The organism is Streptomyces sp. NPDC051940 (genome assembly GCF_040680895.1).
Taxonomy (GTDB): Bacteria; Actinomycetota; Actinomycetes; order Streptomycetales; family Streptomycetaceae; genus Streptomyces.
Genome location: NZ_JBFAXR010000014.1, coordinates 83558 through 99018, shown reverse-complemented (window position 1 = coordinate 99018; position 15461 = coordinate 83558). Strand labels below are relative to the sequence as shown.

14 protein-coding genes are annotated in these 15461 nt (G+C 74.6%); 9 read left to right on the top strand and 5 right to left on the bottom strand.

The window, feature by feature from the left end:
* Positions 1 to 938 (bottom strand): hypothetical protein (locus AB0M28_RS09105; RefSeq protein ID WP_365400149.1); only part of this gene is annotated, 938 nt, incomplete at its 3' end.
* A 291-nt stretch (positions 939 to 1229) separates the two neighbouring features.
* Between AB0M28_RS09105 and AB0M28_RS09100 the strand changes: the two genes are divergently transcribed.
* The 9 genes from AB0M28_RS09100 to AB0M28_RS09060 all read left to right on the top strand — a co-directional run bounded on the left by AB0M28_RS09100 (position 1230) and on the right by AB0M28_RS09060 (position 12776).
* A complete protein-coding gene (locus tag AB0M28_RS09100; RefSeq protein WP_365400145.1) occupies positions 1230 to 2099 on the top strand; it encodes a universal stress protein in 870 nt (289 codons plus the stop codon).
* A gap of 153 nt (positions 2100 to 2252) precedes the next feature.
* Positions 2253 to 3161, top strand: a complete 909-nt coding sequence (locus AB0M28_RS09095; RefSeq protein ID WP_365400142.1) for a universal stress protein — start codon at positions 2253 to 2255, stop codon at positions 3159 to 3161.
* Positions 3162 to 3524: 363 nt separating this feature from the next.
* On the top strand, positions 3525 to 4325 hold the full coding sequence (locus AB0M28_RS09090) for a VOC family protein (protein ID WP_365400139.1): 801 nt from the start codon (positions 3525 to 3527) through the stop codon (positions 4323 to 4325).
* A 180-nt stretch (positions 4326 to 4505) separates the two neighbouring features.
* Complete coding sequence (locus AB0M28_RS09085) at positions 4506 to 5156, top strand: carboxymuconolactone decarboxylase family protein (RefSeq protein ID WP_365400136.1); 651 nt, start codon at positions 4506 to 4508, stop codon at positions 5154 to 5156.
* An 824-nt stretch (positions 5157 to 5980) separates the two neighbouring features.
* On the top strand, positions 5981 to 7138 hold the full coding sequence (locus tag AB0M28_RS09080) for an acyl-CoA dehydrogenase family protein (RefSeq protein ID WP_365400133.1): 1158 nt from the start codon (positions 5981 to 5983) through the stop codon (positions 7136 to 7138).
* The gene (locus tag AB0M28_RS09075) at positions 7138 to 8808 is read left to right on the top strand and encodes a 5-guanidino-2-oxopentanoate decarboxylase (protein WP_365400130.1); all 1671 of its coding nucleotides are present in this window, start codon (positions 7138 to 7140) and stop codon (positions 8806 to 8808) included. Before AB0M28_RS09080 ends, AB0M28_RS09075 begins: the two co-directional genes overlap by 1 nt.
* Entirely contained in the window at positions 8808 to 9986 is a 1179-nt protein-coding gene (locus AB0M28_RS09070; RefSeq protein WP_365400127.1) for a Glu/Leu/Phe/Val dehydrogenase dimerization domain-containing protein, read from the top strand. The genes AB0M28_RS09075 and AB0M28_RS09070 overlap by 1 nt, the downstream gene beginning before the upstream one ends.
* Complete coding sequence (locus AB0M28_RS09065) at positions 9983 to 12118, top strand: acetate--CoA ligase family protein (protein ID WP_365400124.1); 2136 nt, start codon at positions 9983 to 9985, stop codon at positions 12116 to 12118. Before AB0M28_RS09070 ends, AB0M28_RS09065 begins: the two co-directional genes overlap by 4 nt.
* Positions 12119 to 12185: 67 nt before the next feature.
* Positions 12186 to 12776 carry a TetR/AcrR family transcriptional regulator gene (locus tag AB0M28_RS09060; RefSeq protein ID WP_365400122.1) on the top strand — a complete coding sequence of 197 codons (591 nt, stop codon included), beginning with the start codon at positions 12186 to 12188 and terminating at the stop codon, positions 12774 to 12776.
* A gap of 16 nt (positions 12777 to 12792) precedes the next feature.
* Here the strand turns inward: AB0M28_RS09060 and AB0M28_RS09055 are convergent, their stop codons facing one another.
* From AB0M28_RS09055 to AB0M28_RS09040, 4 genes are all read right to left on the bottom strand, one after another.
* Positions 12793 to 13230 (bottom strand): VOC family protein, encoded by a 438-nt coding sequence (locus AB0M28_RS09055; RefSeq protein ID WP_365400119.1) that lies wholly within the window; start codon positions 13228 to 13230, stop codon positions 12793 to 12795.
* A 44-nt stretch (positions 13231 to 13274) separates the two neighbouring features.
* The gene (locus AB0M28_RS09050) at positions 13275 to 13643 is read right to left on the bottom strand and encodes a VOC family protein (RefSeq protein WP_365400163.1); all 369 of its coding nucleotides are present in this window, start codon (positions 13641 to 13643) and stop codon (positions 13275 to 13277) included.
* A 109-nt stretch (positions 13644 to 13752) separates the two neighbouring features.
* On the bottom strand, positions 13753 to 14526 hold the full coding sequence (locus tag AB0M28_RS09045; protein WP_365400160.1) for an SGNH/GDSL hydrolase family protein: 774 nt from the start codon (positions 14524 to 14526) through the stop codon (positions 13753 to 13755).
* 139 nt (positions 14527 to 14665) lie between these two features.
* Positions 14666 to 15385, bottom strand: a complete 720-nt coding sequence (locus AB0M28_RS09040) for an SIMPL domain-containing protein (RefSeq protein WP_365400117.1) — start codon at positions 15383 to 15385, stop codon at positions 14666 to 14668.
* Between the last annotated feature and the right edge of the window lie 76 nt (positions 15386 to 15461).

Sequence of the window (15461 nt, the reverse complement as noted above, 5' to 3'; positions counted from 1 at the left end):
CGCCGCGGCGTGGCGGCGCCCGCCGGACCGTAGCCGAGGCGCAGCAGCATCTGCACATGGGAGTGCGGTGATCCGCGCAGGGTCCAGCGCAGGTCCGGCCACTCCAGCGCCTGGTGGAGCAGCGACGCCTTCACCGAGTGGGCGGTCGCCGCGAGCAGGACGTGCTCCAGCGCCTGGCCGGCGCGCAGCCAGTCCGCCCGCCGGTCGTGCGCGGTGGTGAGGACGGCGATGACCGGGCGGTCCTCGAAGACAGCCGCGGGAAGGGCGTGCGTCCGCGGCGCCCCGGTGAAGTCGCGCACCGGGACACGCCCCGTGGCGTCGGGCGGGCCGAGCGACGCGCCGGTGAGCCCGTCGCGCGCTCCCTCGCGGATCCAGCTGCGGCTCTCCGCGCGCCGCTCGGGATCGCGGACGTTGCGCTGCTCCGCCTCGCCGGTCACCTGCAGCAGCCGGCGCGCCTCGGCGTCGTCGGGCAGCAGCAGCGTCGCCCCTTCGAAGGCCGCGGCGGCGACGAGTTCGGCGAGCACCGACTCGGGCGGGCGGACGCCGGCGTACGGCAGCCGGCTCGAGTGGCGGCGCCAGATCGCGTCGTACAGGTCGGGGCGGTTGTGCCCGCCGGGGAGCACCGGTCCGGCGAACCGCACCTGCGCGAGCAGCTCCGGCCGCTCCGGGTCCGGCAGCAGCCGTACGACGGACTCCCATCCGAAGTGGGCGGCGGCGACACGGAGGTTGTACAGCGCCGCGCCGACGGACACGTGCAGGCCGCGGCCCATCGGGTCGGTGTGCCGCAGCCCGCGTCCGGGAGCGGCGTGCACGTCGAGGGTGGCGTCGCCGGGGCTGAGCCGGTAGCGCCAGGGCTGGCTGTTGTGCATCGACGGGGCCGCGACGGCGGCGGAGATGAGCCGCGTGAGCGTCCCGGCGTCGAACTGCGCAGCGGTCATGGGCGTTCCCAGCAGACTAGAGGCGGCGGTGATCACGGTGGTCCCCGTTGCGCTCGGTGGGCCCGCCGCCCCCGTTGCGCTCGGCGGGTCCCCCACCCCCACAGTGGCCTCGCGCGCACCCCCCGTGCAGGGGCCGACCGGCCCACCCGCCCGGCCGGTCGGCACCCCTCGGACGCACCCCCGCGCCACCCGTGCCCGCAACCACTCGCCGCTGTGCGGGGCTTGACGCGCGCGGGGCGGCCGGGGTGAGCTGGTGGGCGTTTGAGGTGGTCGTGGAAGGCGGTGAGGGGCGTGGCGCGGCACCTGGTGGTCGGCTTCGACGGTTCGGACTCAGCACGCAGAGCGCTCGACTGGGCGGCCGGTGAGGCGGCACGGCACGACGCCCTGCTGCACATCGTGTACGCGTCCCTGTGGGAGTACTACGACGGCTCCCTCCCCGCCGGCTTCCCCGTGGCGCCCGCGGACCGCACGCCGGCCGAGCACGTCGTGGCGACGGCCGCCGGGTACGCCGCGGCCCGCGAGCCCGGGCTCAGGCTGGCCACCGAGATCCTCGCGCAGGACACGGTGCCCGGACTGCTGCGCGCCGGCCGCGACGCCCTCGCGGTGGTCGTCGGCGACCGCGGCCGCGGCCGGCTGCCGCTGGCCCTCGGTACGACGGCGCTGGCCGTGGCCTCGCGGGCCGAGGGGCCGGTCATCGTCGTACGGGGCGGAGAGCGGACGTCGGCCGGCGGCGCGCGCCGCGTGGTGCTGGGCGTCGGTGAGACGGGAGAGCGCGGCGCGGCCATCGAGTTCGCGTTCCGCGAGGCGCAGCTGCGGGACAAACAGCTCGACGCGGTACGCGCCTGGCGGTCGCCGGAGCGCGGAGTCGCGACCCACGCCCACACGCTGGCGGGCGCCGCCGACCCGCGGATGCGGGACGCGGAATGGGCGCTGCAGCACGCGCTGAAGGACGCGGCCCAGCGTCATCCGGACGTCGAGGTCCGCCGCAGGACGGCCGAGGGACACGCCCGCGACGCGCTGCTGCTGGCCTCCGACGAGGCCGACCTGCTCGTGGTCGGCGCCCGCCGCCGCACCGGCGAGTCGGGCGTACACCTCGGCCACGTCAACCACGCCGTGCTCCACCACGCGAGCTGTCCGGTGGCGCTCGTACCGGAGCATTGAGCCGCCCGTTGACCCGACCTTGAGCCGCCCGCCGCCGCCCGCCCCGGGCAACAGCCGATCGGCCCCGGAATCCGGTCCTCCCGGCCCATGACCGCGCCCCCACCGGTAAGGCGAGGGTGGAGAGACACACCCGCCCCTTTCCGGGAGGAAGTCATGCCCGAACGGAACAGCTCCCCGCTCCCCCACGGCCGTGTCCTCGTCGGTTACGACGGGTCCGGGCCGGCGCTGCGGGCACTGGACCGCGCGGTGGACGAGGCGGTGCGGCGCGGCACGGCCCTGGAGATCCTCTGCGGCGCGCCGTGGGCTCCGCCGCCCACGCCGGGCACGGGGCTCGCTCCGGCGGAGCAGGAGCAGTTCCACCGCATCGCCCGCCTGGCGCTCGACGACGCCGCGGAGCGGGCCGCCCGGCACGCCCCCGAACTGCGGATCGTGCCGACGCTGACCGACGAACCCGCCGCGGCCGCACTGCTGCACGCGGCGCGGACGGCGGGCCTGGTGGTCGTCGGCACGCGCGGCCACGGCGGCTTCGCGGGGCTGCTGCTCGGCTCGGTGAGCCTGCGTGTCGCCGCGCACTCCGCGGCGCCGGTGATGGTCGTACGCGGAGACGCCGAACTCGACGAGAAGCCGCGCGGCGCGCTGCTGGTGGGCGTGAAGTCGGACGCCGACGCGCCGGCGGTGCGGTTCGCCCTGCAGGAGGCCGCCCGGCGGGACGCCCGGGTGCGGGCGCTGCACGCCTGGCTGCATCCGGCCCCGCCGGGCGGGATGCCGACCGTGGACGCCGAACGGATGTGGCTGCAGGCGGAGCAGCGCAGGGAGGCGGAGGAGACGGTCGCCCGCGACGCGGTGGCCGCGCTGCGGGCGGAGTTCCCGGACATCGACGTGGCCGCCGACCACGAACTGGCGCCGCCCGCCGCCGCAGTGCTGGAGGCGACCGCGGCGGTGGACCTGGTGATCCTGGCCGCGCGTCGCGACAAGCGACGCTACGGGCTGCAGTTGGGCCCGGTCACCCACGCGGTGCTGCACCATGCCCGCTGCCCTGTCGTGCTGGTGCCGGTGGTCTGACGGCGCGGGGCTCGCGGGGGCGGGAGGGCTGCGGGGCTGGCGCCGGTGGGCCCGCGCCGGGCAAGCTTCGGAGCCAGGGCGCCGCCCGCTTCTCGCGGACCATGATTGCGCGGTGCGCGGTGTACTGCTCCGCTTCTCCGCGCCTGTCGGCTGCGGTCCCTGGCTCCACTTCCAGCAGAGCACGGATGCCCCATGATCGGAAGGGGGGAGGGCGCCGCCGTTTGCCTCCGACGGCCCGCGAACCACCCGCCCCGGGCCCCGGACACGCCCCTGACCTGGGCGGACGCGAGCTCTCGGGCGATTGTCAGTGCCCGCTGCCATGCTGGGAAGACCCGGAATCCACCTGGCAGGGGAGGAGCGACGATGCTCACCACTGATACACCCGACGGCGCACCCACCTGGGTCGAGTTCGCCAGCCCCGACATCGGGGCATCCCTGGCGTTCTACCGTGAGTTGTTCGGCTGGGACTTCCAGTCCGCGGGCCCCGAGGCCGGAGGCTACGGCTTCCTGATGCTCGACGGGAAGATGATCGGGGGCGCGGGACCGCTGCAGGGCGACGACGCGCGCCCGGGCTGGACGATCTACTTCAGGACCGCGGACGTCGACGCCACGGTCAAGGCCGCCGAGCAGTCCGGCGGGACGGTGCTCCAGGCACCGATGGACGTGATGTCCTTCGGCCGTTCCGCCGTGCTGGGCGACCCGGCGGGGGCGGCGTTCGCGCTGTGGCAGGTCTTCGATCCCGCCATGGCCGGCATGCAGGTCGTCAACGACCCGGGCTCCCTGTGCTGGGTGGAGAGCTACACGACGGACGCCGGTGCCGCCGTGGCGTTCTACCGCCAGGTGCTGGGCTGGGAGACCGAGGAGATGCCGACGCCGGTCGGTCCGTACGTCGTGGCCCGTCCCGCCGGGGGCGCCGAGGACTCCGGCTTCGGCGGGCTCATGGCACTGCCCGAGGAGAACAGGGCCGCGGGCTCCGTCTCGGAGTGGCATCCGTACTTCGAGGTGGCGGACTGTGACGCGACCGCCGCGACGGCGGCGGGGCTGGGCGCGACGACGCTGGTCCCGCCGACGGACATGGAGGACGTCGGCCGGTTCGCGATGTTCGCCGATCCGCACGGCGGCGCCTTCGCAGTGATCAAGAGCGTGCCGCCGGCCCCCCAGTAGGCCCGCGGCCCGCCGTTGACGACCCGGTGCCGCGCCCGCACCCGCGGCGCCGGGTCCAGGCGATGCCTCCACCACCGCAGTGCTTGTGACCTGGATCACAAACATCCGTGTCACATTCCGGCCGCGACCTCCCGTCCTATCCGTGTCAGCACGACTACGCACGGATGGAGGCGCCGGCTCATGGCCCGCATCTCACTCAGCCCGCCCCGTACGCTCCTGGTCCGTTTCATGGAGTGGTACTCCAAGCGCACCTACGGCAAGGTGCTGGACCCCGGCATGGCGCTGGCCCACAACCGCAAGGTGCTGCTGGCCGACGTCGGGTTCGAGCGCAAGGTGGCCAAGTTCGACGCCCTCGACCCGCATCTGAAGAACCTGGCCGTGATGGCCTCGTCCGCGAGCATCGGCTGCAGCTGGTGCATGGACTTCGGCTACTGGGAGAGCCGGGAGATCGGCACGGACGCGCGCAAACTGCAGGACGTGCCGGTGTGGCGCGACAGCCCCGTCTACACGCCCCTGGAGCGGGACGTCCTGGAGTACGCCGAGGCCATGACGGCCACCCCGCCGGCGGTGGACGACGTCCTGGCCGCCACGCTGCTGCAGGAGCTGGGCGAGGCCGCGTTCGTCGAGCTGACGGCCATGGTCGCGATCGAGAACCTCCGCTCGCGCATCAACGCGGCCCTGGACCTGACGAGCCAGGGCTTCAAGGACACCTGCGACGTCCCGACCACCACCCGAACCGCGAAGACCCCGCGGATGGCCACCCCCGCCCCCGCCGCCCAGGCCGCCGAGACGGCCTCGCACCGGGCGTCGGACCCCCAGCGCGCCGCGTGAGCGGCATCGGACCGCCCCGGCCACCCTCCCCCGGTGGCCGGGGCACAGCCCGCACGTCCGAACGCCCCCAGGGCACAGAGACCCGCGCCTGAGCCGAGCACCTCCGTCGGGCGCACGACAGCCGCATATGCCCCAGCTACGCACGTCCAACAGCCGGGCGCCCCCACAGCCCCGCGTGCCCCTCGGCCAGGCGCCCCTGACGGCCGCACGTGCCACTCTGCCGGGCGCCCTCACAGCCGCACGTGTCACATGGCCACGCGCCCCTGACCGCCGCGCACCTCCCACAGCCGGCGCCCCAGTGGCCGCACACGCCGCGGAGCCGGGCGAGCCCGACAGCCGTGCGGCCATGTCTAGTTGACCGGCACGTACGCCGTCGCCGCAACGCCCGACACCCTCGCCGCTCCGCCGTCAACCGCCGAGCCCGGCCTGGAACTCCGCGGGCACGGGCCCCCCACCAGGCGTGCGGGGGCAAGCCGTCGGAGAAGCCCAGCAGGAGGCGCGCGGTCCAGCCGCCCCGCCTCCTCCCGGCGCAGCGCACCCGAGCGCTCGCAGACCACCGCGCCCCGCGCGGCCCCGGCCGGACCGCACAACCACGAGGCAGCGGCGCCTCGCCAAGCCGGACGCCGTACCATCATGTCCTCGCCAGGACCCACGAGCCGCCCCGGCGAGACGCTCGCTCCAGCCGCGCACCCCAACACCCCCGCCGTACCCCGCGACACGCCACACGACCTGCTGAAACTCCGCCCGGCGCGACACGTTGACACACCAACCGCCTCCCACCGATACTGAATGACGATTCAGTAAGCACCGGCTGGAGGCCCACCGTGTCCACCCTCCCCACCGAGCTCTGCCCGCTCACCCAGGAGCAGACCGACATCATCGAGCTGACCCGCGCCTTCGCCCGGGACGAGATCCGTCCGCGGGCGCGTGCCGTGGACGAGGCCGATGTCGAGACGCCCTGGGATCTGTGGCGCTCGGCCGCCCGGGTCGGCATCACGGGGTTCATGCTGCCCGAGGAGTACGGGGGCGGCGGCTTCACCGACGTGTTCACCCAGTGCCTCGTGCAGGAGGAGCTGTGCGTCGGCGATCTGGGTATCGGGAACCTCCTCTGCTCCAACGGCTTCTTCGCCGACCCCGTGCTGGAGCTCGGCGACGCGGACCAGCGGCAGGAGTGGCTGACGCCGCTCACCGGCCCCGACACGCCGATGACCGCGCTGGCGGCCACCGAGCCCGGCGCCGGCTCGGACGCCGCGTCGATCACGACGACCGCCGTGCGGACGGCAGGCGGCTACCGTCTCAGCGGCCAGAAGGCGTGGATCTCCAACGCCGGCGAGGCCGAGCTGTACGTCGTCTTCGCCAAGACCGATCCCGCGCTCCGCTCGCGCGGCATCAGCGCGTTCCTCCTGCGCAAGGGAACGGAGGGCATGACCTTCGGCGAACCGATGCGCAAGATGGGCCAGCGCGCCATCGTCTGCCGCGAGATCTTCCTCGACGACGTCTTCGTGCCCGAGGAGCAGCGCCTGGGCGCCGAGGGCGAGGGCTTCACCGGCCTGATGCGCACCTTCGACATCTCCCGCGCGGTGCTGGGCGCCGCGGCCACCGGTGTGGCGCGGGCGGCGTACGAGTACGCCGTCGACTACGCGAAGAACCGGGTCCAGTTCGGCAAGCCGATCATCGAGCACCAGGCCGTCGCCTTCCGTCTCGCCGACATGCGCACCCGGATCGACCAGGCGAGGCTGATGACGTGGCGGGCGGCCAAGCGGCTGGACGCCGGCCTCGACGCCACCACCGAGGCGGCCATGGCCAAGCTCACGGCCTCCGAGACGGCGGCCTACTGCACCTGGGCCGCCGTGCAGACGCTGGGCGGCTGGGGGTACTCGCGGGAGTTCCCCGTCGAGCAGTGGATGCGCGACGCGAAGCTCGAGGAGATCGAGGAAGGGACCTCGGACATCATGCGGCTGATCATCTCCCGGAGCCTGTGATGACCACACCCGCACCCGACGGCGTCCCCGCGACGCCCGGCCTCCCCACCGACCCCGCCCGTGCCACGCCCGGCCGTCCCACCGACCGCCTCACCGCCGGCGAGGCCCTGGTGCGCGCCCTCGCCGCGCACGGCACGGACCTCGTCTTCGGCATCCCCGGCACGCACAACCTGGAGCTGTACCGCCACTTCCCCGCGTACGGCATCCGCCACGTCGCCCCGCGCCACGAACAGGGCGCCGGTTACGCCGCCGACGGGTACGCCCGTACGACGGGCCGCCCCGGCGTCGCCGTGACGACGACCGGCCCCGCGCTGCTGAACATCGCCGCCGCCGTGGGAGAGGCGTACTCCGACAGCGTGCCCATGCTCGTGGTCTCCCCGGGGATGCCGCTGCGGCACCCCGTACAGTCCACCGGTCTGCTGCACGAGATGCGCAGCCAGTCGGCGGCGCTGTCCGCCGTCGCCGCCTTCAGCCACCGCGTGTCGTCGGCCGCCGAGGCGGGTGCCGCCGTGGCGCGGGCGTTCACGCTGTTCCGGCAGGAGCGCCCGCGGCCGGTGCACATCGAGATCCCGCTCGATCTGATGGAGACCGCGGAGCCGGCCGGGCCGGTCCGGCTCGCGCCCGCCGCGGCGCCGCGGGCACCGGATCCCGAGGCGCTGAAGGACGCCGCCGCGGCCCTGTCCGCCGCCCGCTCCCCCGCACTCGTCCTCGGCGGCGGGGCGCGGGGGGCCGCCGCCGAGTGCCTGGAGCTGGCCGAGCGGCTGGGCGCCCCGGTGCTCACCACGGCCAACGGCAAGGGCGTCATCCCCGAGACCCATCCGCTCGCCGCCGGCGTCTCCTTGCACAGCCCTTCCGCGCGCCGCCAACTGTGCGAAAGGGACGTCGTCATCGCCGTCGGAACGGAGCTCGCCGAGTCCGATCTGTGGGCGGAGGACCTCCCGCTGACCGGCACCCTCGTCCGGATCGACCTCGACCCCGCCCAGATGTACGCCCGCACGCCCGCCGACCACGCGCTGGTGGGCGACGCGCGGACGGTCCTCGCCGCACTGCTGGAGCAGCTGACCGGGGCGCCAGCGCCCGGCGGCCCCGACGCCGTCCGCCGGCTCCTGGCCGACCGGGACGCGGAGACCGCGGAACGGGACGCCCGCTGGCTGCCGTATCTGCGCGTCCTGCGCTCGGTGCTGGCGGACGACGCCGTCATCACCTCCGACCAGGCGCAGTGCTGCTACTACGGCGCGCTCCCCCACCTTCCGCTAGGCCCCGGCGGCCGCTATCTGCACCCCACCGGCTTCGCGACCCTCGGCTACGCGCTGCCCGCCGCGATCGGCGCCAAGTGCGCCGCCCCCGGGCGGCAGGTGGTGGCCCTCTGCGGCGACGGCGGGCTGCAGTTCACCGTGCAGGAGCTGGCCACCGCGGCGGCCCTCGGCCATCCGCTGCCGGTCGTCGTCTTCGACAACGGCGGTTACGGAGAGATCCGCGACGGCATGCGCGGCCGGGGCGACGCCCCGTACGCCGTCGACCTGCCGCCCGTCGACCTGCCCGCGCTGGCCCGCGCGTACGGCGGCAGCGGCGTCCGCGTCGAGCGCCCCGCCGAGCTGGCGGATGCGCTGCGGACCGCGCTGAACACCCCCGGACCCACCGTCATCCACATCCCCGAGGAGCACCCCTGATGCCCGCCCCCCTGCTCTCCGTCACCTGGACGGACCACGTCACCGGACGCCAGGGCCACCTGGTGGTCGACCGGCTGGTCCGCGGGGTGTCCAGCGGCGGGCTGAGGATGCGCGCCGGCTGCACCCTGCAGGAGGTCACCGGCCTCGCCCGCGGCATGACGATGAAGGAGGCCCTGCACTACGACCCCGAGGCGCGCTACGTCCCGCTGGGCGGCGCCAAGGGCGGCATCGACTGCGATCCGGCCGACCCCGCGTCGTACGGCGTACTGGTGCGCTATCTGCGGGCGATGCGGCCGTACATCGAGCGGTTCTGGACCATGGGCGAGGATCTCGGGCTCACCCAGGAGACCGTGGACCGGGCCGTGACGGAGGCCGGCATGGTCTCGTCCATCCAGGCCGTCTACCCGCTGCTGGACGACGAGCGGTCGGCAAGGCGGCGCCTCGCCGACGCGTTCGCCGCCCGCGTCGACGGCATCGGCCTGGGCGAACTGGCCGGCGGCTGCGGGGTCGCCGAGTCGGTGCTGGTCGCCCTGGAGCGGGCCGGACAGCCGTACGCCGGGACCCGGGTGTCGCTGCAGGGCCTGGGCACGATGGGCGGCGCCACGGCGCGTTTCCTGGCCCGGGCCGGGCTGACCGTGGTCGCCGTGGCGGACGTGAAGGGCACCATCGCCAACGACGCCGGCCTGGACGTCGAGGCGCTGCTCGCGGCGCGCGACGCCCGCGGCACGGTGGACCGCTCCGCGCTGCGCCCCGGCGACCGGGAACTGCCCGCCGGAGCCTGGCTCTCGGCGGACGCGGAGGTGCTCGTGCCGGCCGCCGTCTCGTACTGCGTCGACGAGTCGAACCAGCATCTGGTGCGGGCCCGCTGGATCGCCGAGGCGGCCAACATGCCGGTGCTCCCGGCCGCGGAGGAGCTGCTGGCGGCCCGCGGCATCACGGTGCTGCCGGACGTCGTCGTCAACTCGGCCACCAACGCCTGGTGGTGGTGGACCCTCTTCGGCGACGTCGGCCCCGACGCGGACGCCGCGTTCGCCCATATCCGCCGCTCCATGCGCGCGCTGACCGGCGAGGTGCTGCGGCGCGCACAGGACGGCGGGACGACGCCGCGTCAGGCCGCGCACGGACTCGTCGAGGACCGCCTGCCGCGGATCTCCGAGCGCTTCGGGACGTACGAATGAGCGACGCACCGCAGGACGTACGAATGAGCGGCGCACCGCTGGACGTGCTGTTCGCGCCCTCCTCCGTGGCGGTCGTCGGCGCCTCCGCCGACCCCGCCAAATGGGGCTACTGGCTGGCGAAGGGCGCGCTGGCGGGGCGCGATCGGCGCCAGGTGCACCTCGTCAACCGCAAGGGCGGCGAACTCGACGGCGTGCCCTTCTCCGCCTCCCTCCCACCGGCCGAGCACGTCGTGGTCTCGGTGCCCGCACCGGCGGTCGAGGCGGTCGTACGCGACGGACTGGCGGCGGGCGCCCGCTGTTTCACGGTGATCACCTCGGGCGCCGACGGCCGCCGGCTGGCCGAGCTGGCCGCGGCGGGCGGCGCCCGGCTGCTGGGCCCCAACTGCATGGGCGTCGTCGACACGTCCGCCGGTCTCCGCCTCAGCTGGGGCGACTTCCCGGCGGGCGCCGTCGGCATGGTGTCGCAGAGCGGCAATCTGGGCCTCGAGGTCGGCCGGCTGCTGGCCCGCGCGGGTGAGGGCTTCTCCCGCTTCGTCTCGCTCGGCGACCAGCGGGACATCGACGCGGCGGAGGCCGTGGAGTCCCTCGTCGCCCACGAGCAGACCCGGGTCATCGCCCTGTACGTCGAGGACTTCCGCGACGGCCGCCGGCTGACCCGGGTGCTGTCCGCCGCGCGCGCCGCGGGCAAGCCTGTGCTGCTCCTGACGGTCGGCGGCAGCGCGGCATCTCAGCGCGCGGCCGCCTCCCACACCGGCGCGCTCGTCAGCGCGCGGGCGGTGGTGGCGGCCGCCTGTGACGCGGCAGGGGCACTGCTGCTGCGGTCCGCCGGGGAGTTGGCGGACGCCGCGGTGGCGCTCATGGGGGAGGTACGGCGTAACAGCAGCGAGGCACGGCGTAACAGCAGCGACGTACGGCGCAACAGCAGCGACGTACGGCGCAACAGCAGCGAGGCACACCGTGAACCCGCGCCCCTGCGCGTAGCCGTCGTCGCCGACAGCGGCGGCCAGGGCGCCCTCGCGGCGGACGACTGCGTCCGCCACGGCCTCGACGTGCCGCCCCTTTCGGCGCCGACGGTGTCGTCCCTCGCCGCCCTCCTCCCGTCGGCGGCGGGCACCGGCAACCCGGTCGACCTCGCCGGTGCGGGCGAGGCGGACCTCCGCTCGTACGCGCGCGTGGCCCGCACCCTGCTGGCGTCTCCGGACACCGACGCGGTCGTCCTCACCGGCTACTTCGGCGACTACGCGACGGGAAATCCGGCCCAGAGGGCAGAGGAGTGCGCGGTGGCGGAGGAGTTGGCGTCGGCCGCGCGGGACAGCGGCAAGCCGCTCCTCGTCCACACCATGGCCCGGGACACGCCCGCCCTCGCCGTGCTCCGTACGGGCGGCGTCCCGGTCCACGAGCGGATCGAGCAGACGACGGCAGCCCTGTCCGCCGTCGCACGCCTACGGGCGGGCGAGCACCGCCTCCCCGTCCTCCCCCTCCCCCGTCCGTCAGGGCCGCGGGCGACGGACGGCGGATACGAGGCAACGCGCGAACTCCTTGCTTCCTACGGCCTGTCGTTCCCGCCCGCCGCCTTCGTCACCTCCGCCGAGGAGGCCGCCTTCGAGGCGGATGCCGTCGGCTACCCGGTGGCCCTGAAGGCGATGGGACTCGCCCACAAGACGGAGGCCGGCGGAGTCGCCCTGCAGCTGGCGGACGGGCACGCCGTCCGCACGGCGTTCGCCCGGATGCGGGAGCGGACGGGAGCGGCACGCTACTGCGTCGAGGCGATGGCCACCCCGCCGTACGCCGTGGAGCTCATCGTCGGCGTACGCCACGATCCGTCCTTCGGGCCCGCGGTGATGACGGGCATCGGGGGTGTCACGGCGGAGCTGCTGGCCGACACGCGCGTCGCCCTCGCTCCCGTCTCCCCCGCGCAGGCCCGCGAGCTGCTGCTCGGCCTCGAGCACGCCCCGCTGCTGCGCGGCTGGCGCGGCGCACCGCCCGTCAGCCTGGAGGCGGCCGCGGCGGCCGTCTGCGCGATCGCCCGGGCGGCGGCCGAGCACCCGGAGCTGGCCGAGCTGGAGGTCAACCCGCTCCTCGTCCACCCGGGCGGAGCGGTGGCCCTGGACGCCCACGCGGTCCCGGCCTGACGGGCGCCGGGCGGACCCCGCCGCGCCCGGCTACCTCGGGTCGCTGACCAGGCATTAGGGTACGGGCGTGGCGAGGACCAGACTGACCGTCGAGGAACGGCGCGGGGAGCTGCTGCGGGCAGCCGTCGAGCAGATCGAGGAGCGCGGGGTCGCCGCGCTGCGCATCTCCGACGTGGCGGCCCAGCTGGGGGTCAGCAACGCCCTGGTGCTCTACCACTTCGAGACCAAGGAGAAGCTGGTCGCCGCCGCCTTCGCGCACGCCGCGGAGGGCGACCTCGCCGAGCTGCACGCGATCCTCGCCCGCCGTGATCCCGCCCTGAAGCGGCTGCGCGCCGCGATCCGCTGGTACGCGCCGACGGGCGCCGCGAAGGGCTGGCGGCTGTGGATCGAGGGCTGGGCGTCCTCGCTGCGTGAGCCGGCGCTGCGCGAGGTCGCCCGGGACCTCGACTCCCGCTGGAAGTCGGCGCTGGCGGACGTCATCGCGCAGGGCACGGCGGCCGGTGAGTTCGACTGCCCGGACCCGCGGTCGGCGGCGTGGCGCCTGACGGCTCTCCTGGACGGTCTGGCCGTCCAGCTCACCTGCTATCCGGGCGGCCTGAAGCCCACGGCGATGCGCGCGTGGATCGACGAGGCCCTGACCCGCGAACTGGGGCTGTGACGCGGGAGGCGGCCTCCTACGACGCCCCGAAGTCGGGGATGGTGAGCGTCCCGTCCGCCGCCAGCGGGAAGCCCGGGTTGTGGGCGATCTCCCAGGCGTGCCCGTCCGGGTCCGTGAAGACACCGGTGTAGAAACCGAGTTCCGAGGACCGCGCGGCCCTGGTGACGGTGGCGCCGGCCCGCTCCGCCGCGGCCATCAGCGCGTCGACCTCCGCCGGGGAGCGGACGTTGTGGGCGAGCGTGATCCCCCCGAACCCGTCGCCCTCCGCGAGCTTCTCGAGGCCGCAGTCCGCCGCCAGCTCCCGCCGCCCCCACAGCACCAGCCCGAGACCGCCGGCCTGGAAGAAGACGGTCTCCTGGACCTCCTGCCCGCGCCAGCCGAGCGCCTCGTAGAAGGCCCGGGCCCGGGCCAGGTCCCGCACACCCAGCGTGATCAGACTGACGCGCTGCTCCATGGCCCCAACCTAGTACGCCCGGGTGGTCACCGCCGCCTCACGCCTCACAGCGCCTCCGGCACCGGCTCCCACAGCTCGAAGCGGTTGCCCTCCGGATCGCAGGCCCAGCCGAAGCGGCCGATGCCTTCCTGGGTGCGGACCTCGTCGTCGACGTCCGCCCCGGCCTGCCGGAGCTGCGCCAGCATCGCGTCGAGGTCGCGCACGCGGTAGTTGAGCATCCACTGCTGCCCGGGACGCCCGAAGTAGCCGGTGTCGGCGGCGAACGGCGCGAAGACGACCGGGCCGCCGGCCGGGCGCCACACGTCGCCGTCGGACACGGCGTCCACACCGAGGTGGTCCTGGTACCACCGGGCCAGCTTCTCGGGGTCGGCGGACCGGAAGAACACGCCGCCGATGCCCTGCACCTTCTCCACGATCTCCTCCCTCGGGTCGTCCGGCTGCCCTTCCAGCGTCGCACCGCGGGCGCGGAACGTCATCAGGGGGCGGCCCCGGCGGTCCCCTGCGGGCGCGCGTACAAGGCGCTCACCCGGCCGTCCCCTCGAAAGCGCTCAGATCCGGCCGCTTGGCCGTCACCCCGTCCCCCGACGACTCCCCGCGCAGCCGCCGCCCGATCCACGGCACGAGGTGCTCACGCGCCCAGTGGATGTCGTCGCGCCGGACCTCGAGCGTGCCGCGCGGCGGCAGCGGGGGCCAGGGCTGGTCGGGGTCGGCCGGCGGGGTGTAGCCCAGCACCTGGGCGGCGCGCAGCGCCACCCGGGTGTGTCCTTCGGGCGAGAGGTGCAGGCGGTCGTCGTCCCAGGCCCGCGGATCCTGTACGGCGCGCAGCGACCACAGGTCGAGTACGGGGCAGCCGTAGCGGTCCGCGATGGCGCGCACATGCGCCGTGTACGTGGCGATCTTGCCCCGGAGGTGGCGGAAGACCGGGACACCGCGGGTGTCGAAGCCGGTCGTCACCATCACCGTGCCCACCGCCGACGTCAGCCGGGCCACCGCCGCCTCGTAGCGCTCGGCCACGTCGTCCGGATCGGTGCCGGGACGGATGATGTCGTTGCCGCCCGCGCAGAAGCTCACGAGTTCGGGGGCGAGTTCGACGGCCCGGGGGACCTGTTCCTCGACGATGTGGTCGAGGAGCTTCCCGCGCACCGCCAGATTGGCGTAGCGGAAGCCGTTCTCGCCCGTGCGGTCGGACAGCAGGGTCGCGAACCGGTCCGCCCATCCCACGAAGAGCCCGTCCGGGCCGGGGTCGCCCACGCCCTCGGTGAAACTGTCACCGATCGCCACGTACGACCTGATCACGTCATGTGCCGGAGTATCTGAATCGTCAGCCACATCCGCCCATCCTTCACCCGGGGCTGTGACCTACGCGACCGTAGGAACGGGTTGACGGCGGGTGAGAAAGACCACCCGCCGTCAACCCCGCCTGCAGGAATAACCGTCAGGACAGCTCGTACACGACCGAGACCGACAGCTCGCCCTTCACCTCTCCGGGTGCCACGGGCGCGGGCCCGCCGGCGGCCACCTCGGCGGCGGCCATCATCGGCATCTGGTACGGCACGGGCGTACCGCCGTACTCGCTCACCGACACCAGCCGGCCCAGGGTGCCGCCGCTCTGCTTCGCGTACTGCTCGGCCTTGGCGCGCGCTTCGCCGAACGCGGCCTCGCGCGCCTCGGCCTCCAGCGCCTGCCGGTCGGAGACGTCGAAGCCGACGCCGTTGATCCGTCCCGCGTCACCGGTGGCGGCGGTCACCGCGGAGACGACCGAACCGGTCTTCGCGATGTCGCGGACCTTGATGGTGAAGGTCTGTCCGGCCTGGTAGCCGACCAGCGTCGCCGAGCCGTTGTTGTAGTCGTAGCGCGGGCCCAGGGACAGGCCGTCCGTCTTGATGTCGCGGTCCTCGATGCCCTCCTTGTGCACGGCGTCCAGCATGGCCTTCGCGGCCTTGCTCTGGGCCGCCATGGCCTCCTTGGCCGTGCGACCGTCGGCCTCGACGCCGGCCGACAGCACCGCGAGGTCCGGGGCCTTCGTCGCCGATCCCGAGCCGGTCACGCTGACCGTGGCGGGCTCGGGCAGGCGGGACTGGGCGAGGGCGGGGACGGTGGCGGTCACCGCGAGCACCGAGGCGCTCAGCAGGGTGACGGCGGCGATTCGTCTCATGATGGGCATGAGCCGTATATCAGCACCTCGTACGGCGGCCCCTCGGACGCCACTCCCGGCCGTTCACCGGTTCAGC

Coding starts and splice junctions, on each gene's coding strand:
- AB0M28_RS09095 (WP_365400142.1), top strand. CDS start 2,253: ATGCCCGAACGGAACAGCTCCCCGCTCCCCCACGGCCGTGTCCTCGTC.
- AB0M28_RS09090 (WP_365400139.1), top strand. CDS start 3,525: ATGCTCACCACTGATACACCCGACGGCGCACCCACCTGGGTCGAGTTC.
- AB0M28_RS09085 (WP_365400136.1), top strand. CDS start 4,506: ATGGCCCGCATCTCACTCAGCCCGCCCCGTACGCTCCTGGTCCGTTTC.
- AB0M28_RS09075 (WP_365400130.1), top strand. CDS start 7,138: ATGACCACACCCGCACCCGACGGCGTCCCCGCGACGCCCGGCCTCCCC.
- AB0M28_RS09070 (WP_365400127.1), top strand. CDS start 8,808: ATGCCCGCCCCCCTGCTCTCCGTCACCTGGACGGACCACGTCACCGGA.
- AB0M28_RS09065 (WP_365400124.1), top strand. CDS start 9,983: ATGAGCGACGCACCGCAGGACGTACGAATGAGCGGCGCACCGCTGGAC.
- AB0M28_RS09055 (WP_365400119.1), bottom strand. CDS start 13,230: ATGGAGCAGCGCGTCAGTCTGATCACGCTGGGTGTGCGGGACCTGGCC.
- AB0M28_RS09040 (WP_365400117.1), bottom strand. CDS start 15,385: ATGAGACGAATCGCCGCCGTCACCCTGCTGAGCGCCTCGGTGCTCGCG.